Raw genomic sequence first — 18,252 nt, 5'->3', positions numbered from 1 at the left:
TGTTAAGATAGAAATCTGAAAGCCTTGACCAATAATTATACAATGCTTGTTTACTGATTTTTAACCAAGTTTTTTTCTAAAAAGTTTATTTATGAAGAAGATTTTTTGGACAAAAATTTTTCAAATCCTGAATATATATTATATAGCACTCTAGCGAAACAAATTCTGAATATAAGTGTCAATCCTAACACTCGATCTCGGCAAGCAAACAGGCTGGGCAATTCTAACAGATGGAATAATTGAAAGTGGAAGCAAAAGCTTTCATGGTAGCCGTTTTAGCGGAGGTGGCATGTGCTTCTTGAATTTTCGTAATTGGCTTAATTCTTTGAAGGACATTTCTGCAGTGTATTTTGAGGAAGTAAGAAGACATCTAGGAACTGATGCAGCGCATTGCTACGGTGGTTTTCTGGCTGTTCTATCTGCTTGGTGTGAAGAACATCACGTACCATACAAAGGTGTTAATGTTAAAACTATAAAACGCTTTATAACAGGCAAAGGCAATGCAAGTAAGAGTGAAGTTATTGAAGCGATACGTGAAAAAAGTTTTTCACCTAGAGATGATAATGAGGCCGATGCTTTGGCATTAATGTTCTATATTAGTAAAGATATTAATAAGCTGAGAAATCCATAAAAAGTGGGTCCTTTCAGCCAGAATGGCGGGTTTGGTGGTGCTGACCCCAGGCCTTCTTTAGCGTCAGAGATATTTTGAATATTAACTTTTTAATTATTAAGATATGAATTTAGCAATCCACTACTATCCTGTTGAAAACCTCGTCGAATATAAGCGTAATCCTCGTAAAAATGATGATGTAGTAAATAGAATGTGTGCTTCAATCAGGGAATTTGGCTTTCGTATACCAATAGTTGCAAAAAGCAATGGAACTGTGGTTGATGGTCATTTAAGACTTAAAGCAGCAAGAAAACTTGGTATGGAAAGTATTCCAGTGGTCTTAAGTGATAATCTAAATGAACCACAAACCAAAGCTTTTCGATTACTGGCAAATCAATCAGCTAATTGGGCAAAGTGGGATGATGAGCTTTTGAAAGTAGAAATTCAAGAGTTAGAAGATTTACAGTTTGATCTTAAAATGACTGGATTTGAATTAGAAAAAGTTCAAAACTTTCTTGAAGATTTACAGTTTGATCTTAAAATGACTGGATTTGAATTAGAAAAAGTTCAAAACTTTCTTGATGATTTAGATGGTGAAAAAGAAGATCTTTCTGACTTAGTTGTTGATGACAAAAAAGTAGAAATAACAAAACCAGCTGATCTATGGATTTTAGGTGATCATCGAATCTATTGTGGTGATAGCTCTTTAGTTGAATCATATAAAGCGGTATTAGATAATAAAATGGCAGATATTACCGTATGTGATCCTCCATATAACGTTGATTACGGTAGCAGTCAGGAAAGAGAAGAGAAAAAAATATTAAACGATAATCAAGGTGAAAAGTACGAACTTTTTCTCTACGACATCTGTTCCCATATTTTAGCATATACGAAAGGTGCAATTTACATCTGCATATCATCATCAGAGTTTTCAACGTTACAAAAAGTATTTGAGGAAGCGGGAGGGAAATGGTCAACATTTATCATTTGGGCAAAGAATCACTTTACGCTAGGAAGATCAGATTATCAAAGACAATACGAAGCAATGCTCTATGGATGGAAAAGCGGCAATAAACGTGAGTGGCATGGGGGTAGAAATCAAAGTGATCTGTGGTTTTATGACAAACCAGTGCATAACTCATTACATCCAACAATGAAGCCAGTAGAGCTAATGGAAAGAGCAATAGTTAATAGCAGTAGATCAGGAGATATCGTACTTGATCCATTTAGCGGCTCTGGAAGTACACTGATTGCATGCGAGAGAACAGGAAGAATTTGTAGGACAATAGAGCTAGATTCAAAATTTGTAGATGTAACCATAAAACGTTGGCAAGTGTACACAGGTAGGGAAGCAATTCTTTCTGGTACTGGTAAAACTTTTTCAGAGATTCAAGAAGAAAAACAGTAAGAAAAAAGTGGAAAAGATAACGCAAACAGAAATTTAGTAAGCCTTGGTAGTTGTAATATTAATTTACTGGTATATACCGTATTTTAATGAGTTTAGCGTAACAAATAACTTTGGATTAAATGTGATGTACTCAATGAATCAAGAAAAGATGTTAGCTGGAGTAGTAACTTCGCAAACAAATAATGAAGCATCGTTTTCTGAAGAAGTAGAAAATAATGTTTCAAATTCTATACTATCTGTTAAGGAGAGAATTGAATTGTTTGAAAAAGGTACGAAGCAAGAACCTGACCTGAACACTGAATGCAAACTAGCTTCTTTAAATGTGATTAACAATAGTAGCGATAGCAGTATTACAGCAAAAATAGACGAAGCAGGTGCTGATTTTTCAGTGAGTTGTTCTTCTTTAGTATTGGATGATGGTAAAGACATAGAGGACGAATTTAATGCAGTTTGTGAGGCAAATGGAATAGAATATAACCGTCCGTATTCTCTTGATCAGTTTGAGGCAGCATCCAACACATCTTCCAACCCCAAAATAGACAATACAAAAGAAATGCAAAAAGAGGAAGAGGATAAAGAATTAGGAGATAAACCAAAGCCGTTACCTAGGAATGGAATGTTGGAGAAGGACAATATTAGAAATGTAGCTCCACCTTCACCTAGAACAGCAGAAAATCATCGGTTGAGTATTATTCAGGATATTGCACCACCAAAGCTACCACATTCTTCTTTCCAATTAAATGGAGAAAAATGTGATGAGCAAGAAGCTATAGGAGAACCTATGTATGCAACTATAGACCAAAGTAAAAGATTCTCGAAAAGAGGTTTAGATGGTGAAATAAATGATCAAAGTCCAGAGATAGAAAAGTCAAATTCTGAAGAAACATCAATTAAGAAAGAATCAGAAGATATAACTGATGAACCTGTAGATCTGAATACGAAATTTTTAAAAAAGAGTTTGGAAGGAAGCGATAGTGGGATAGACAATAGAAGTGCAGAGGTGACAAGATCAAATTCTCAAGTAACAGAAATGAGTGAGTTTTGTGGCAGGCAAGGATGGGAGAATATGTCATTAAATCATGATAGTCCAGTTACACTTTCAACTAGCCCATCAGAAAAAAGTGATAATGAAGAAACCCCGTTAATTAAAAAAGAAAAGAAAACAAATAGAATTTTGCCAAGAGTAAAATATGCAATGCAGCAGAAGGAATTTGTAATTTTCGGTATAGCTGCTGTTGCACTTAGCGCTTCTGCAGCTTTGGTATATCTACAGGATAAAGGACAATTTATTGCATTTTTTGCAAACAGCCCTCTCTATATTACTATGCCAATGATAGCAATTACTTCATTGCTTGCAATTAGCACAATATTTTGTGGAATAAAGCAATTTAGAGATACTGAGGAGTGTCAAATAGGGGGAAAGAATGCGAATGAAACTTTGAATCAGGTGCTAAAGTATCAACCAAAAGATAAAGTAATAAAATCAGTCAAACTGGAATACAGCAATGGTACTCATTCACATTTTACACTTAACGCTTGGAAGGGTAAGAACAACTTCATTAATATTGACGACAAAGTCATTAGTAGAAGAAATAAAGTAGAATCAGTAATCAAAGATAGGCCATTATTTACAGCATTATTAAGCAGTTTGGTTGCTGCAAATATAGTATTGCCTTTATTACTGTATGTAGAAGGTGGTATTAATAGTGTACAGAAGTTTTACCAGAACGCTTTGATTAATAACGTAGGGTTATCACTACTTATAGGCTCGAGTATACTTGCACTATCAGTGATATTCCTTGGAGTACATTACTACAGAAAAACAAATTGCACAAATCTTGTATATTGTGAGGAAAGAATTGAACCAGAAAAAGTTAATGGAAAGTTCATTGAGGAAATAAAGGAAGCAAGGACAAAAGTGCTTGAAGAAAACCATAGTAAAGATGCCAAATGCAGCAGTTTAACGCTAGAGCAAGTAGTGGTTGAATCTCATAACTACAAAGATGCAATTTATAGTATTAGTTGAAAATAGCCAAATTTCACTATGTAAAAAGAAAGCAGCTATAAACCGGAGTACTTCGCTCTATATTAGTAAAATATCTCTAAGACGCCGGCAAGTATAAACAGGTAGGGAATTGCTGATACTGGCAAAACCTTTTCAGAGATTCAAGAAGAAAATTCGTAGAAACAAGAGAGAGGAGAAAAAAAAGTGAAAATCACACAAACAGAATGGGCAAGAGAGATAGGAGTATCAAAGCAATATGTCTGTTATTTAGTAAAAAAAGGAATAGTTGAGTTGGAGGATGGACTCATTGACCGAGAACAAGCAAACAGGGCTATAGAAACAATCAGAGATCCAAGTCAACCACTGAGAAGAAAAAACTATTCAGAAAGCGGAGAAAAACTTTCCACGATGTTGCTTAAAACGCGAATAAAAAATGAAATGGAACGAGGTAAACTTCTTGAGGCAAAAGCTAGGGCTGAGATAGGAGAACTTGTAGCAGTAGAAGAAGTAAAGCGCGATGCATTTAATGTAGCAAGAGTTGTCCGTAATAATTTACTTAATATTCCAAATAGAGTTTCAGCATTGCTTGCATCACTGAGTGACACTGAAAAGATTCATATGGCGCTAACTGAAGAGATTACAAACTCACTTGAAGAATTATCTAACACTAAATTTCAAATATAAAAAAGATTTTGAATATAAAATGTCTGATAACTTAAGTTTAGAGTTAATAAAATGTCTCATCAATCAACCAGGAGTAGATGTAAATGTTAGAGGATTAAACGGAAAAACCCCACTACATTGCGCTATAGAGTTTGATGAATTAAGTATGGTAGATCTGTTACTCACGAAAAAGAACATTAATCCTTTTATAGAAGATAATGATGGTAAAACATCTCTTGATTACGCCAAAGAAGGGAAAAAAGCAGAAATATTACAAGCGCTAATTAATAACAAATACGGGTCAGAACAAGATAGCTTACTTCATTTAGCTGCAATGATAGGTGAAGTTAATGCAGTTAGATATTTGATAGGAAAAGGCATTGATGTTAATGTACGAAATACTCTGCATCATACTCCATTACATCTAGCAGCAGGCATAGGACATGAAAATATTGTCAAAATTTTAGTGAAAGAAGGAAATGCTGAAATAGATGTCTTTGATGCACGAAATCAGACACCAATGCACTATGCAGTTAATAACAAAAAGTTGGAAATAGTAAAGTTACTGCTAAAGCTTGGAGCAGATGTGAATAGTGCACGCATGGGACAAAACTCAATGAAATTGTCACCTGTGCATATAGCTGTAAGTAATACTAATTACGATGAAAGAGACTTATGTCTTGATATCCTCAAATCCTTAATAAAGGAGCCTAATGCTCAAGTCAATTTGCAAGACTACGAAAGTAAAACACCACTACATTACGCTGAAAGACTTAAAACAATAGAAGTTTTACTAACACGAGAAGATATAGACCCTCTGGTAAAAGACGATAGCGGCAAGACACCATTTGATTACGCTAAACCTGAGATAAAGAAGGCTTTGATGAGTAATAAATACGGTTCTGAAAAGAATAGTCTACTCCATTTAGCTGCACAAAGAGGAGAAATTGAGATTGTAGATGCAATTTTAAAAGAAGAAATCAATATTGATATTGTAAATAATAAAGGTCTATCACCAATTTATCTTGCTGCAGAAAAAAGGCATTTACATGTAGTAAAGTTATTGCTGAAAAAAGGAGCAAACTATACACCTGTTTTGCACTTAGCAATCAAGTCAAATAATTTAGAATTGCTAAAAACTTTATTTAAAGAAAAGAGCATCAAATTACCAGACGAGATAGGCAAGTCTGTACCAGTTTATTATAGGTGTATAGAACATAGAGATGCAAAAGTAAGAAAATACAACAATGTGATCTGTGTTTTTACCTCAGTAAGTGCAGTAGCAATAGCGGTATGTATAGGGTTAACAGCAACAACAATAAGCAATGCAATCATTTTTGCAACAATAACAGGGATATTTGCACTTATTATAGCAATAATGATAAGTGAGGTGAGCAAAAGATATATAGAAAACGAATTTCAGAAAAAGATGTTTATGGAACTGGAGGAGTGTAGTTCTACTGTTAATGACGTTGAGTTAGAACCAATTACTAGTAGATGCAGACAATGATATACGCTAGAGCTTTTTCTGAAGGTTTAAGACCAGATCCCCAGCTTAAAGTGTCAGAGTGGGCAAATGAGTATCGAGTTTTAGCACCAACTGCAGCATCAGAGCCAGGGAAATGGAGAACAAAGAGGACGCCGTACCTTAAGGAGATAATGGATTCACTTTCTCCGTCCTCACCAGCAGAAAAAGTAGTATTCATGAAAGGAGCGCAGATTGGTGGAACAGAAGCTGGTAACAATTGGATTGGCTACATCATAGATCAGACTCCTGGTCCAATGCTGGTAGTACAGCCAACAGTTGAAATGGGAAAACGTTGGTCCAAGGGAAGATTTGCGCCACTGATTGAAGATACGCCATGTTTAAGGAGTAAAATAAAAGATCCAAGGTCGAGAGATTCAGGGAACACTGTACAAAGTAAGGAATTTCCTGGAGGAACGGTAGTAGTAACAGGTGCAAACAGTCCAGTGGGTCTGCGTTCAATGCCGGTAAAATATCTTTTTCTTGATGAAGTAGATGCGTATCCAGGGGATTCAGGAGGAGAAGGAGATCCAGTTTTACTCAGTATAGCCCGAACTAATACTTTTACACGGAGAAAAATATTCTTGGTTTCAACGCCAACGGTACATGGAATAAGTAGAATAGAGAGGGAATTTGAGAGTTCAGACAAACGTTACTTTTTTGTCCCTTGTCCACATTGTGATCACTATCAGGTACTGAAATGGCCACAGATAAAGTGGAAAGAGAAGAACCCAGCAACAGCCCACTACGTTTGCATAGAGTGTAGGGGAGAAATAAAAAATCATCAGAAAACAGAGATGCTAGCTAGAGGTGAATGGAGAGCTACAGGTGAAGGGGCAAAAGAAGGGGGAAAAATAGGATTCCACCTTTCAAGCTTGTATAGCCCAGTAGGCTGGTATAGCTGGACTCAAGCAGTAGAAGATTTTCTTCATGCAAAAGAAAGTGAACAATTACTAAAAGTTTGGATCAACACAACGCTTGGAGAAACCTGGGTAGATAAGGGAGAAGTACCAGACTGGAAGCAATTATTTAACAGGAGAGAATTCTTTCCTGTAGGCACAGTACCTAGGAGAGAAGTAGTACTTACTGCAGGAGTAGATGTCCAAAAAGATCGTCTAGAGGTGGAAGTTGTAGCCTGGGGAAAAAGCCGTGAAAATTGGTCAATAGACTACCGAGTATTTGAAGGAGATACAGGAGGTGGAGAAGTATGGAAAAAGCTTTCGGAGCTTCTGAGTCATCATTTTATCGGTAAAAATGGGCTTGAATATATGATAAGTATGATGGCAGTTGATGTAGGATATGCAACACAGGAAGTATACAACTGGGTAAGAGGTCACCAAGGCTCTGGGAGAGTAATGGCAGTAAAAGGGGCAAACAAAGCGCTAGTGCCACTGAGCAGCCCAAGTAGAGTAGATGTAACAGTTGGAGGGCAAAAGCTGAAAAGAGGAATAAAGCTCTGGCCAGTAGGAGTATCGATATTAAAGTCAGAGCTTTTTCAATTACTTAATATTTTAAAAGAAGAAGAGGGAAAAGCTCTACCTGGATACTGTCATTTTCCAGAGTATCCACCTGAATATTTTAAGCAGCTAACGGCAGAGCAATTAGTCAGCAAAGTGGTAAAAGGATACACCAAACAAGAATGGCAAAAGGTAAGAGAAAGAAATGAAGTGCTAGATTGCCGAATTTACGCAAGAGCAGCATCTATTGCACTTGGAATCGATCGTTGGCCAGAGAGTAAATGGAATAGTTTGAGTGGAAAAATGGAAAGCAAAAAGCCTAAAAAAGTGAGACAAAGCAGATGGTTGAATGAGAAGTGAAATGTACAATCAAGAATATTTAATTCAAGTTGAACAAGCAATAAAGAAGCTTCAGAGTGGCGAAAGAGTAGTATCAATTGCATATGGTGATCATGTTGTGAGATATGCTGAAGTTCAGATAAATGACCTGCTGAATCTACGGCAACGTATTAAGGCTGAGCTAAAAGTTGCAGGTGTGAAGCCAAAGAGGAAAATTGTTTTTTCAACGAGCAAGGGGATTGACAAAATTATGTAAAAATGTTATAGTTTACAGTTGATATCTTACAGTGAATAATATGGCTCAAAGTCAAGGAAGGCTTAATGTTAATGTAAATTTTGAGGGGGAATTTGCTCAGTACCTTACAGAAATGGCGAAAGTTCAAAATAGAACTATAGAAGAAGTTGTAAAGGACCTAGTAGAAGAAGAAATTGAAGCAAGTAAATTATCTGAAGAAGATGATGAAATAGATGAAGTAGATATAGAGTTAGCTAAGCTTTCTCTTGAGCGTGATGCTAGAGGTGATGAAGAAATTAGAAGTGAGGATGTAGACTGGAATAGAATATTATCTGCAAAAACAGTCTAAAAGTGGAGATACAAGCTGGGATACGATATTATCTATTCAAAAAGAGTTCTTGAGGAAGACTTTCTTGCATTACCACCAACGATAAGATCTAGAGTGAGAAGAGCTGTAGATAGTCGTCTTGCAACCAACCCTAAAGCAATAGGTAAAGCATTATCGCATGAATTCAAAGGGTATTTTAGGATACGAGTAAGTGATTATCGTGTAATTTATAGGATAAATTACTCAAAACACACAGTAACTATTACTGCAATGGGACATCGGAAGGACATTTATGAACGCAGCCCAGAATAAGCGTTGGTATTTGTGCAAGAGCCTCATGCATAATTTATAAAGTGTTAACAGCCAGACTCTCCAGCAGCTTGCTGTAATTTTTTAATGTCAAATTGCGCAACAAACTGCTGCATAATCAAAGAGGCAAAATGCTATTAAAATCGTTCAAACAATTATTCAACAAACTAAAGATAAAAAGCTCAGCCTGGGATGCATCAGGCTCAGGAAGAAGGGTAATGTATTGGCAACCGGAGGCAGGAAGCATAAATAATTTGCTTTCTCAAAGCCTTGAGCACTTACGTAGCCGCTCTCGTGATATGGTAAGAAAAAATCCATATGCAGCAAATATCATTGATACCATAGTAAGTAACTCTATTGGAACAGGAATAAAACCACAATCAAAAGCAAGAGATGGAGAATTTCGAAAGAAAGTACAAGAATTATGGCTGAGATGGACAGATGAAGCAGACAGTAGCGGAGTGAGTGATTTTTACGGGCTGCAGGCATTGGTTTGTAGGAGCATGGTTGAAGGGGGTGAATGTTTTGTACGACTGAGGACGAGAAAATCTGGAGATGGTTTATGTGTACCTTTGCAATTACAAGTACTTGAATCTGAACATTTAGACAATAAGAGTAATCAAACCCTTGCCAACGGTAATGTAATTAGAAACGGGATTGAGTTTAATAGGCTTGGGCAAAGAGAAGCGTATTACCTTTTTCGAGAACATCCGGGTGAAGGATCATTTGGAGAGTCAGTTAGAGTACCAGCAAATGATGTTTTACATATTTATAGACCGCTAAGACCTGGGCAGATTCGAGGAGTACCGTGGTTGTCCAGTGTACTGTTAAAGCTCTATGAACTTGATCAATATGACGATGCGGAATTAGTGAGAAAAAAGACAGCAGCGATGTTTGCGGGATTTATTACCAGACTTGATCCAGAAGCAAATATTTTAGGAGAAGGTGAAAGCAATGAACAAGGGGTAGCACTTTCAGGACTAGAACCAGGAACTATGCAACTTTTAGACCCGGGAGAGGATATAAAATTTTCAGAACCATCAGATGTTGGAGGAAGTTATGAAGCATTCATGAAACAGCAGCTCAGGGCGATAGCAGTAGGCACAGGGATAACGTATGAGCAGCTAACAGGGGATTTAACGGGTGTCAATTATTCATCAATCCGAGCTGGGTTAATAGAGTTTCGTAGGAGGTGCGCGATGTTACAGCATAACGTGGTAGTATTTCAATTTTGCCGTCCAGTATGGGATAGGTGGTTAGAATTAGCCCTACTCTCAGGAGAACTCGATATAGGAGAAGAATGGACAAAAAAAGGGGCAAAAGAAGTAAAATGGATAGCGCAAGGGTTTGATTGGGTGGACCCGCTGAAAGATCAGCAAGCACAGCAAATGGCGGTAAGAAATGGATTTAAGAGCAGGTCAGAAGTAGTATCAGAGCTAGGTTACGATATAGAAGAAATCGATCAGGAAATTGCTGAGGATCAAAGACGTGCTAGTTCACTCAACTTAAGCTTCGACAGCGATGTCAGTAGTGTTGATTCTAATGTGGAAATGATATGAAACAACAAATAAACAAACCAATGATGGTAGAGCCAAGAAGTTTGAGTTACTGTCATTACAAGCAGGAAAGCAGCCAATTTTTAAAAACATAAAACATGCAGTAAAAAATAGTGAAAAAGGAATAAAAGTTATACCGATACATGGAATCTTGACGAAAAAGTCAGAAGCTTTTGATAATGTGTTGGGGATGACATCGTATGAGAAGATACGTGAAGAGATAGAAGAAGCTTTGATAGATGAAGAAGTAGAAACAATAATTTTGGACATAGACAGCCCTGGAGGGGAAGTAAACGGTTTATTTGACCTTGCTGATTTTATTTATGAGGCAAGAAAGTCGGAAAAGAAAAAGATCGTAGCAATAGCAAATGATGATGCGTATTCTGCAGCGTATGCAATAGCGTCAAGTGCTGAAAAAGTATTTGTAAGCAGAACATCAGGGGTAGGAAGTATAGGAGTAATAGCAAGTCACGTTGATCAAAGTGGATTTGATGAAAAACAGGGGGTAAAATATACCACAGTATTTGCAGGAAAGAGAAAAAACGATTTAAATCCGCATGAGCCAATGACGTCTGAAAGTCTGGGAAGCTTACAAAAAGAAGTAGACCGACTATATGAAATGTTTGTGCAGCTGATAGCAAGGAACAGAGGTCTTTCAATTGAAAAGATTCGATCAACAGAGGCAGGGCTATATTTTGGGGAGAAAGCAATAGAAATAGGTCTTGCAGATGGAGTTACAACATTTTTTGAATTTATCAACAATCATAAAAGTAGGAGTGTTAGTATGACAACTATTGAGGAAAGCTACGAGAACTGTCGTAGAGAAATTTTAGAGATAATAAGATTATGTAATGTATCAAAGATGCCAGAAAAGATAGGAGAATTTATTGAGCAAAGCGTAAGTGTTGAGCAAGCACGGGAAGTTTTAATGGAGTTACTTGCAGAGCGAACGAAAAAGACAGAGATACTGAGTGCAATACCACAGAATTCAGGAGAAGAATTGATGATGCAGGTAGCTAAAGCTAGAGCACAATCAAGTATTTAAGTTTTTTTATAACCGCCGCGTACAATAACTACAAACATGGCGGTAAAACTAAAGGAAAAAAAGGAGAAAAGAAAATATGACATGTATAACCGAACAAAATAATCTAGGTGACTTATTAAAGTATGAGGCATCAAGTCTATATTCAAGAGACCAGATAAATGTAGCGAAAGGTCAAAATATTAAACTTGGTACAGTAGTTGCCAAGAAGACAGATGATGGTTTTATTAGAGTGCTGAACCCCACTGGAACAGACGGCACACAAACAGCAGTAGGAGTAATTACAACCGATATACATAGCAAAGATTCTGATATGAAAGGAGTAATTATTACTCGCAGTGCAATACTAGCAGATCATGCAGTGGTGTGGCCAGCAAATATCACTGAAGAACAGAAAGCTGAAGCAATAAAGCAACTTGAAGGACGAGGGATCATTATCCGCAAGGGAGTGTAACTTAAATTAATAAGGGGGAAAAAGAATGCAAAATCCATTTACGAATACAGCATTTAGCATGACGGCACTAACAAATGCGATGAATATATTGCCGATAAATTATGGACGTGTTGAAAATTTAAATTTATTTCCAAGTAGGTCAGTAAGATTTAGACATATTACGATAGAAGAACACAACGGAGTGTTAAGTTTACTACCAACGCAAGTACCCGGAGCACCAGCAACAGTGGGAAAACGAGGAAAACGGAAAATAAGAACATTTACGATTCCGCATATTCCGCATGATGATGTAGTACTGCCAGAAGAAGTGCAGGGAATAAGAGCATTTGGATCAGAAAGTGAACTGAAAGCGCTGGCAGACGTAATAACTGACCATTTACAGCTAATGAGAAACAAGCACGCAATAACATTAGAGCATTTGCGTATGGGAGCGCTGAAGGGAATAATTTTAGATGCTGATGGGTCGGAATTATTAAATCTGTACAACGAATTTGAAATAACACCAAAAGTAGTAAATTTTGCCCTTGGAACAGCAACAACTGATGTAAAGCGTAAGTGCTTGGAGGTATTGCGACATATTGAGGATAACTTAAGTGGTGAATATATGACGGGAATTCATGCACTGGTAAGCCCTGAGTTTTTTGATGCATTAACTTCCCATAGTAAGGTGAAAGAGGCATATGAGAGATGGCAAGAAGGAGCAGCGCTAAGGAATGATATGAGGTCAGGATTTACATTCTGCGGAATCACATTTGAGGAATATAGAGGGCAAGCAACTGATCCTGAAGGAACCGTAAGAAGGTTTATAGAAAGAGATACAGGACACTGTTTTCCAGTAGGAACAGCGAGCACATTTACAACATATTTTGCACCAGCAGATTTTAATGAAACAGTAAATACACTAGGACAGCCACTCTATGCAAAACAAGAGCCAAGAAGATTTGATAGAGGGACTGATTTGCATACGCAGTCAAACCCTCTGCCAATGTGCCACCGTCCAGCGATACTAGTCAAGATCGTTGCAACATAGGTAGAGCAAATATAAAGCGGTGTGAGGCAGAAGAATGCTTTACCTCTTCTTAGCATATAAATGTTAGTATATAGCGGAGAAACGTGCAAGAGAATATTAAGAGATTATTTAAAGATTGTTTTGCCCATTTAGGAGAAGTGGCTTTATATAAATCAAAGGATAAGTCATATATGGTACAGGTATTAAAGCAACAGCCAGATAAATTATACGAGATTGGTGAAGGACAATTTGTGGGAGAGATGCTTTTTCTTGAGGTAAGCATTTTTGATATACTGAGGCCAATTGTAGGAGATATTTTTGTTATAGGTGATTGCAAATACAAAATACACACACCACCACTTAGAGATAAATCTGGAATGGTCTGGCGAATCGAAGCGTATGGGGTGTAAAATGTCTGTTCATATAGAAGTTGAGGTAATAGAAAGTGTAAATGCTAAAAGAAAAAAAATAGAATTAGCAATAGTGAGAGCGTTAAACAGAACAGCACTATGGCTAAAATTGAAGACAGCAAAAGAAATTAGTGAGGAAAAGAAGATAAAATTAAGTTTGATAAGAAAGAGATTAAGAATTTTTAAGGCGAAAACTAGCAGATTAGAAGTGTTAATTAGAGCAAATCTCTATGACATTAGAGCATCGACAATTGGCAAGATACAAAAAACAAGAAGAGGATCGAAAGTAGGAAAGCATGAGTTTATAGGAGGATTTGCAGCAGTTATGCCAAAAGGAAATAGCGGTATGTTTAAACGTGAAGGAAGGGCAGCATTGCCAATAAAGGAAGTTAAGTTGCCACTGAAACCTGAGGCTTCAAGGATAATAGGGAATCTTGTTAATTATGAAGTTGAAAAGGTATTTGAAAAATATTTTATACATTACATGAGTTAAATTATATGCATGACAAAGTTCTGGAAAGATTTACATCAAGCAATTTGCAGCACACTGAAGGAAGAAATACCGTCTATACAGACATGTGAAATTTATCCAGCAATAAGGAAAGAATTATTAGCGCCAGCGTTATTTGTAGAGCTTGTGAGTTTAGAATCGGGAAAAGATCCTGGAACAGAGGAATTAGCGCTGAAAGCAAGATTTGAAGCGAGAATTGTAGTTGATGGAACAGTCGAGTATTCCTCGTTAGTTGTAAGGTCATTAGCAGCAGAAGTAGCAAGAGTAGTAAATAAAAATACTTGGAACGTGAAAAATGTTTCACCAGGAGAATTTATATCAGGAGGAGGAGATGATTTTAGGCCAGAGCTCGATGCATATTTAGTGTGGTTGGTTGAATGGGTTCACTATCTGCATTTTGGAGAATCAGTCTGGTTAGAGGGGAAAATTAAGCCACATAAAATAGCAGTGGGAGAAATGCATGTTGGAAAATAATTTTGCCATTGCAGAGTTACAGAGAAAAGTAGCGAATATTATTCGTATCGGAATTATTAAAGAAATAGATTATGAAAAAGCAAAAGTAAGAGTGAAAATAGGAGAATTTTTAACAGATTATCTGCCATGGGTAACGAGCAAAGCAGGAAAAGACAGAGATTGGTCTCCACCAGATATCGGTGAACAGGTTATGATATTTTCTCCTTTTGGTGAACTATCATTAGGAGTGGTATTAGGAGGAATATATCAGGAAAAATACCCTGCACCAGAGAATAAAAAAGAAATAAATAGTATAAAATTTCAAGATGGAACAAGATTGTTATATGATAAAGGGAAGCATCATTTAGAGATTGAAGTAGTGGACAAAATAACACTGAAGGCTGGGAAATCAAGTATAGAAATGACAAAAAGTGGAATAAAACTGAAAGCAGAAAGGATTGACTTAAATTGAACAAAGGAATAGTAAGGTTAGGAGACTACTGTGGAGAAGCTATACCACATTTCTGCATTAGCGGCAGTAATAATGTTTTTGTAAACGGTAAGTCAATATGTAGACAAGGAGACAGTTTTAGTGAAGGAAGAGCATTAACTGAAGGATCAAAAACAGTATTTGCAAATGGTCTTAGTGTAGGAAGAGTAGGAGATATAGTTTCATGTGGGTTTAAAGTAATAAAAGGCAGTGAAAGCGTCTTTGCAAAATAGAAATGAAGGGAATGGATGCTAAAACAGGTAAGGCATTAGAAGGTTTGGAACACTTAAAACAATCAATAATTGATATATTAACCACCCCTATTAACAGTAGGATCATGAGAAGGGATTATGGGTCGAGATTATTTGAGTTAGTGGATAAGCCAATAAATAGAGATTTAACTTTGGAAATCTATGCAGCAACTGCAGAAGCTTTGGAAAAATGGGAAAAGAGATTTAAGTTAGAAAAAGTAAAAGTTGAAGGAGTAAAAGAAGGGAGAGTAACATTGAATTTAGAAGGTGTCTATCTTTCAGAAGGTAAGTTCATAAATATTAATGGAGTAGTTGTTTAAAAATGCAGCAGCCAAATATTATCGAACCACTGAACTTTGAAGAGATTTTTTCTCGGATGAAGGAAGAGTTAGTGAAGTGTGATGCAAGTTTTACAGCATTAGTAGAAAGTGACCCAGCGATGAAGGTATTAGAAGTAGCAGCATGGAGGGAATTGTTACTAAGACAAAGAATAAATGAATCAGTAAAGAGTAATTTACTAAAATTTGCAACGGGAGAAGATCTTGATAATTTAGCTGAGTTTTATGGAGTGGAGAGGCAGAAAGAAGAAGAGGATGAACGATTTAGAAAAAGAATTAAAGCAAAGATAATGGGTTGGAGCACATGTGGGAGCAAGGAGTATTATAGGTATCATGCACTGTCAGCAGATAGAAGAGTAAAGGATGCGCTGGTTGAGTCAAAAGTGCCAGGAAGTGTAGAGATCTCAATTTTATCCACGGAGTTATCAACAGCATCAGAAGAACTACTTGAAATTGTAAAAAAGCAGGTTACGAGAGATGATATAAGGGTTTTAACAGATACGATAACAGTAATTAGTTGCAATATTACGGAAATAGATATCCACAGCAGAATGAGCATAAGTTCTGTAATATCAAAGGAGGAAATTAAGGAACAGTTCATCAAGAAGTTTGAAGCAAACAAAAGGTTGGGATGGAACATTACAAGATCATGGATAATAGCGAATCTATTTGTAGATGGTGTAGAAAACGTAGAATTAATAGAACCAAAAGAGGATGTTGTGGTTCTGGGAAATGAATGTGCAAATTTGAGAAATTTAAAGATTGAGTTGAATTAATGTTATTGCCACCAAATGCAACAAAGCAAGAACAAGCATTGGCAGATGCAACAGATTATAAGGTTGATCCAAGCTGTATTAGAGGGTTTAAATTTAGATTAGAAGAAGAAAAATTGCCGTGGTTGATTGAGGAATATGAATTGGGGGAAATTCTACGTTGGGTAAGGGATAAAAGAAAAGCTGTAATAGAAGGAGTAAAATTTCAAAGGCTACGTGGAACGCCTGCATCACTTAAGATAGCACTAAAATGGGCAAATATAGAAGATATTACAATTATCGAAGAACCACCTGGTAAACATTTTTTTGAACTGCAAATAGGAATAAAAGATGTTCCAAATGACTTTTTTGTAGATGCAGTAGTAGAACTTGCAAAACTATCACTACCAGCAAGATCGCGGCTAATGAGGATTTTTAATGACCACTACAACGTTGATAGGTTTATTTTAGATGAAAGTTTATTTGGAAGTTTGTTATCAGACTACTCTGGTATAAAAGTTGAAAAAAATGGGCCAGTGTTATCGTTTGGAAGAGTAAATTTTTTCAGTTCTAGAGGTCCGTTAGTAGAGATTGTAGACAACTATTTAAGAGAGCATTATGAACAAACATTTAGTAATGACATATATCGATTAGATGTAGCAGTACTTGGAGAAACCGAGCCTAACACAAAGAATTGTAACGGTATTTATGAAAGAAGTCATCAGTGGAATAATTTAAAAACGTTATATCCGCTACCACAGAGCTTATTACCAGCAATTAAGTTTGCAAAGGCGCAGATAGTATTATCGGACAGTTGGAGTTTAGGAGAAATAAACGCATGTTTTCCGGTTACGAGTGCAGAAGAGAAAGGAAGTAAATTTTTACTAGGAAGTGATAAACTATCCGAACAACTGTGGAATTTAAAATACAAGCCAATTTTAGAAAGGTTTAGCGTTACTCACCACTACAAGGTAGAAGATTTTACCAACCAGAAAGTTATAAGATTTGGTTTAGCAGAACACAATGTTCATTTTGAAAGCGATTTAAATTCAGAGCAAAAGGATTCAATACATAAATTAGAAAGTTACATTTTAGTATTGTACGGAGGTGTCTTAACTTGGCACGAACATCGACATTTGAATAGAAGTTGGGAAGAAAAACAGGTCATATGTTTAATACGCTAAGTACTTATATTTATATCTTCATATATTACATTAACATTCGGTAAAAATGTGTGTTTTTTGAAAAAAAAGAAGTTGCTTTTTGATATCAAAACAGGCATAACTAGAATAGTAGTGGGTAAACATAAGAAGTTTACTTTACGCTAGAATGAGCCAAATTGGCCATTTTATGTATGTTTTTATAGTGAGGTACACAATGAAGTTTAGCAAGGAAAAGAGAGAAGCTTTTAGTAAGTTTTTTAAAGAAGTATCAAGTAACGGGTTTAAAAACATTAATAAAAAAAATGAAGAAGGAGAGACGATATTGCATCAAGCAGTAGAAATCTCCGATCACAAAACAGTGAAGTTATTAATAAAAAAAGGAGGGGAGATCAATGCAAGAGATAAAAAGGGTTATACGCCACTACACTGTGCAGTATTTGCGAAAAGCTTAGAAAATGTAAAATTGCTGATAAGGGGAGGAGCAGAAGTAAATGCCACTCAATATGTCAGTGGATGTACGCCACTGCACTCTGCATGCAAAATAGGAGCAGGAGTTGCAATAATAAAAGAGCTAGTAAAAGCAGGAGCTGCCATTAATCAACTGGATAAATATGGTGCAACACCAATGTATTATATATGGGAGAGTGAAAGGTATTGCCTATGGGATAATGGGGAGAATGAAAAGGCAAGTAAATTTTTGAGAGAACAAGGTGGAATAACAAAAAGTAGAAAAGTGACATGCTATGAAATAGAGAATTTAGTGGAAGAAATAGCATATATGTTAGATAGAAGCTATTTACCAGAGTTAAAAATAATAGAGATAAAAGAAATAAGAAAGAGAGATAAGGCGCTAATAAGGGAAGAGTGTAAAAATTTAGCAAGCAAGATAATGTGCAAAGTGAACGAAATGATTGATGAGGTGGTGAGAAGGAAAGCTTAAAAAA

Annotated in this window: 21 protein-coding genes and 1 pseudogene; all 22 read left to right on the top strand. The window is 36.3% G+C overall.

Annotated features, from left to right (window positions below):
• The first annotated feature begins 175 nt into the window (after positions 1-175).
• The 22 genes and pseudogenes from ACFELZ_RS00500 to ACFELZ_RS00395 all read left to right on the top strand — a co-directional run bounded on the left by ACFELZ_RS00500 (position 176) and on the right by ACFELZ_RS00395 (position 18,248).
• Positions 176-631 (top strand): crossover junction endodeoxyribonuclease RuvC, encoded by a 456-nt coding sequence (locus tag ACFELZ_RS00500; protein WP_375316256.1) that lies wholly within the window; start codon positions 176-178, stop codon positions 629-631.
• Positions 632-734: 103 nt separating this feature from the next.
• Positions 735-2,018 (top strand): DNA modification methylase, encoded by a 1,284-nt coding sequence (locus ACFELZ_RS00495; protein ID WP_375316255.1) that lies wholly within the window; start codon positions 735-737, stop codon positions 2,016-2,018.
• 133 nt (positions 2,019-2,151) lie between these two features.
• Entirely contained in the window at positions 2,152-4,044 is a 1,893-nt protein-coding gene (locus ACFELZ_RS00490) for a hypothetical protein (RefSeq protein WP_375316728.1), read from the top strand.
• Positions 4,045-4,227: 183 nt separating this feature from the next.
• On the top strand, positions 4,228-4,707 hold the full coding sequence (locus ACFELZ_RS00485; RefSeq protein ID WP_065095468.1) for a hypothetical protein: 480 nt from the start codon (positions 4,228-4,230) through the stop codon (positions 4,705-4,707).
• 19 nt (positions 4,708-4,726) lie between these two features.
• A complete protein-coding gene (locus ACFELZ_RS00480; protein ID WP_265026784.1) occupies positions 4,727-6,196 on the top strand; it encodes an ankyrin repeat domain-containing protein in 1,470 nt (489 codons plus the stop codon).
• Positions 6,193-8,028, top strand: coding sequence for a phage terminase large subunit family protein (locus ACFELZ_RS00475; RefSeq protein WP_375316727.1), 1,836 nt, complete (start codon positions 6,193-6,195; stop codon positions 8,026-8,028). Before ACFELZ_RS00480 ends, ACFELZ_RS00475 begins: the two co-directional genes overlap by 4 nt.
• 1 nt (position 8,029) lies before the next feature.
• Positions 8,030-8,263 (top strand): hypothetical protein, encoded by a 234-nt coding sequence (locus ACFELZ_RS00470; protein ID WP_375315993.1) that lies wholly within the window; start codon positions 8,030-8,032, stop codon positions 8,261-8,263.
• 40 nt (positions 8,264-8,303) lie between these two features.
• Positions 8,304-8,591, top strand: a complete 288-nt coding sequence (locus tag ACFELZ_RS00465; protein ID WP_341814282.1) for a hypothetical protein — start codon at positions 8,304-8,306, stop codon at positions 8,589-8,591.
• Between the two features lie 93 nt (positions 8,592-8,684).
• Positions 8,685-8,882 carry a type II toxin-antitoxin system RelE family toxin gene (locus ACFELZ_RS00460; RefSeq protein WP_237350101.1) on the top strand — a complete coding sequence of 66 codons (198 nt, stop codon included), beginning with the start codon at positions 8,685-8,687 and terminating at the stop codon, positions 8,880-8,882.
• Between the two features lie 128 nt (positions 8,883-9,010).
• Positions 9,011-10,438, top strand: coding sequence for a phage portal protein (locus ACFELZ_RS00455; protein ID WP_375315992.1), 1,428 nt, complete (start codon positions 9,011-9,013; stop codon positions 10,436-10,438).
• Positions 10,435-11,480 (top strand): annotated as a pseudogene (locus tag ACFELZ_RS00450) (S49 family peptidase). The gene ACFELZ_RS00455 and the pseudogene ACFELZ_RS00450 overlap by 4 nt, the downstream one beginning before the upstream one ends.
• Before the next feature lie 76 nt (positions 11,481-11,556).
• Complete coding sequence (locus ACFELZ_RS00445; protein WP_341814246.1) at positions 11,557-11,931, top strand: head decoration protein; 375 nt, start codon at positions 11,557-11,559, stop codon at positions 11,929-11,931.
• A gap of 25 nt (positions 11,932-11,956) precedes the next feature.
• On the top strand, positions 11,957-12,961 hold the full coding sequence (locus tag ACFELZ_RS00440) for a major capsid protein (protein WP_341814247.1): 1,005 nt from the start codon (positions 11,957-11,959) through the stop codon (positions 12,959-12,961).
• Between the two features lie 83 nt (positions 12,962-13,044).
• Positions 13,045-13,350 carry a hypothetical protein gene (locus ACFELZ_RS00435; RefSeq protein ID WP_052265018.1) on the top strand — a complete coding sequence of 102 codons (306 nt, stop codon included), beginning with the start codon at positions 13,045-13,047 and terminating at the stop codon, positions 13,348-13,350.
• Position 13,351: 1 nt separating this feature from the next.
• Positions 13,352-13,843, top strand: a complete 492-nt coding sequence (locus tag ACFELZ_RS00430; protein ID WP_065095516.1) for a phage tail protein — start codon at positions 13,352-13,354, stop codon at positions 13,841-13,843.
• Positions 13,844-13,852: 9 nt separating this feature from the next.
• On the top strand, positions 13,853-14,335 hold the full coding sequence (locus ACFELZ_RS00425; RefSeq protein WP_065095515.1) for a hypothetical protein: 483 nt from the start codon (positions 13,853-13,855) through the stop codon (positions 14,333-14,335).
• A complete protein-coding gene (locus tag ACFELZ_RS00420) occupies positions 14,322-14,786 on the top strand; it encodes a phage baseplate assembly protein V (protein WP_264328558.1) in 465 nt (154 codons plus the stop codon). Before ACFELZ_RS00425 ends, ACFELZ_RS00420 begins: the two co-directional genes overlap by 14 nt.
• Positions 14,783-15,037, top strand: coding sequence for a PAAR domain-containing protein (locus tag ACFELZ_RS00415; protein WP_047759655.1), 255 nt, complete (start codon positions 14,783-14,785; stop codon positions 15,035-15,037). The genes ACFELZ_RS00420 and ACFELZ_RS00415 overlap by 4 nt, the downstream gene beginning before the upstream one ends.
• A 2-nt stretch (positions 15,038-15,039) precedes the next feature.
• Positions 15,040-15,375 (top strand): GPW/gp25 family protein, encoded by a 336-nt coding sequence (locus tag ACFELZ_RS00410; RefSeq protein WP_375315991.1) that lies wholly within the window; start codon positions 15,040-15,042, stop codon positions 15,373-15,375.
• A gap of 2 nt (positions 15,376-15,377) precedes the next feature.
• Entirely contained in the window at positions 15,378-16,169 is a 792-nt protein-coding gene (locus ACFELZ_RS00405) for a baseplate J/gp47 family protein (RefSeq protein WP_375315990.1), read from the top strand.
• Positions 16,169-17,329 (top strand): phage tail protein, encoded by a 1,161-nt coding sequence (locus ACFELZ_RS00400; RefSeq protein ID WP_341814251.1) that lies wholly within the window; start codon positions 16,169-16,171, stop codon positions 17,327-17,329. The genes ACFELZ_RS00405 and ACFELZ_RS00400 overlap by 1 nt, the downstream gene beginning before the upstream one ends.
• Positions 17,330-17,522: 193 nt before the next feature.
• The gene (locus tag ACFELZ_RS00395; RefSeq protein ID WP_375315989.1) at positions 17,523-18,248 is read left to right on the top strand and encodes an ankyrin repeat domain-containing protein; all 726 of its coding nucleotides are present in this window, start codon (positions 17,523-17,525) and stop codon (positions 18,246-18,248) included.
• The last annotated feature ends 4 nt before the right edge of the window (positions 18,249-18,252 follow it).

Source organism: Wolbachia endosymbiont (group A) of Colletes cunicularius (assembly GCF_964264715.1).
Taxonomy (GTDB): domain Bacteria; phylum Pseudomonadota; class Alphaproteobacteria; order Rickettsiales; family Anaplasmataceae; genus Wolbachia.
The sequence above is the reverse complement of the archived record's forward strand: the minus strand, read 5'-3'. Positions and strand labels throughout refer to the sequence as shown.

What these genes read in the sequence shown, in the direction of transcription:
- ACFELZ_RS00495 (WP_375316255.1), top strand. Translation starts at nt 735, where the DNA reads ATGAATTTAGCAATCCACTACTATCCTGTTGAAAACCTCGTCGAATAT.
- ACFELZ_RS00490 (WP_375316728.1), top strand. Translation starts at nt 2,152, where the DNA reads ATGAATCAAGAAAAGATGTTAGCTGGAGTAGTAACTTCGCAAACAAAT.
- ACFELZ_RS00480 (WP_265026784.1), top strand. Translation starts at nt 4,727, where the DNA reads ATGTCTGATAACTTAAGTTTAGAGTTAATAAAATGTCTCATCAATCAA.
- ACFELZ_RS00475 (WP_375316727.1), top strand. Translation starts at nt 6,193, where the DNA reads ATGATATACGCTAGAGCTTTTTCTGAAGGTTTAAGACCAGATCCCCAG.
- ACFELZ_RS00470 (WP_375315993.1), top strand. Translation starts at nt 8,030, where the DNA reads ATGTACAATCAAGAATATTTAATTCAAGTTGAACAAGCAATAAAGAAG.
- ACFELZ_RS00465 (WP_341814282.1), top strand. Translation starts at nt 8,304, where the DNA reads ATGGCTCAAAGTCAAGGAAGGCTTAATGTTAATGTAAATTTTGAGGGG.
- ACFELZ_RS00455 (WP_375315992.1), top strand. Translation starts at nt 9,011, where the DNA reads ATGCTATTAAAATCGTTCAAACAATTATTCAACAAACTAAAGATAAAA.
- ACFELZ_RS00445 (WP_341814246.1), top strand. Translation starts at nt 11,557, where the DNA reads ATGACATGTATAACCGAACAAAATAATCTAGGTGACTTATTAAAGTAT.
- ACFELZ_RS00440 (WP_341814247.1), top strand. Translation starts at nt 11,957, where the DNA reads ATGCAAAATCCATTTACGAATACAGCATTTAGCATGACGGCACTAACA.
- ACFELZ_RS00430 (WP_065095516.1), top strand. Translation starts at nt 13,352, where the DNA reads ATGTCTGTTCATATAGAAGTTGAGGTAATAGAAAGTGTAAATGCTAAA.
- ACFELZ_RS00425 (WP_065095515.1), top strand. Translation starts at nt 13,853, where the DNA reads ATGACAAAGTTCTGGAAAGATTTACATCAAGCAATTTGCAGCACACTG.
- ACFELZ_RS00420 (WP_264328558.1), top strand. Translation starts at nt 14,322, where the DNA reads ATGTTGGAAAATAATTTTGCCATTGCAGAGTTACAGAGAAAAGTAGCG.
- ACFELZ_RS00410 (WP_375315991.1), top strand. Translation starts at nt 15,040, where the DNA reads ATGAAGGGAATGGATGCTAAAACAGGTAAGGCATTAGAAGGTTTGGAA.
- ACFELZ_RS00405 (WP_375315990.1), top strand. Translation starts at nt 15,378, where the DNA reads ATGCAGCAGCCAAATATTATCGAACCACTGAACTTTGAAGAGATTTTT.
- ACFELZ_RS00400 (WP_341814251.1), top strand. Translation starts at nt 16,169, where the DNA reads ATGTTATTGCCACCAAATGCAACAAAGCAAGAACAAGCATTGGCAGAT.
- ACFELZ_RS00395 (WP_375315989.1), top strand. Translation starts at nt 17,523, where the DNA reads ATGAAGTTTAGCAAGGAAAAGAGAGAAGCTTTTAGTAAGTTTTTTAAA.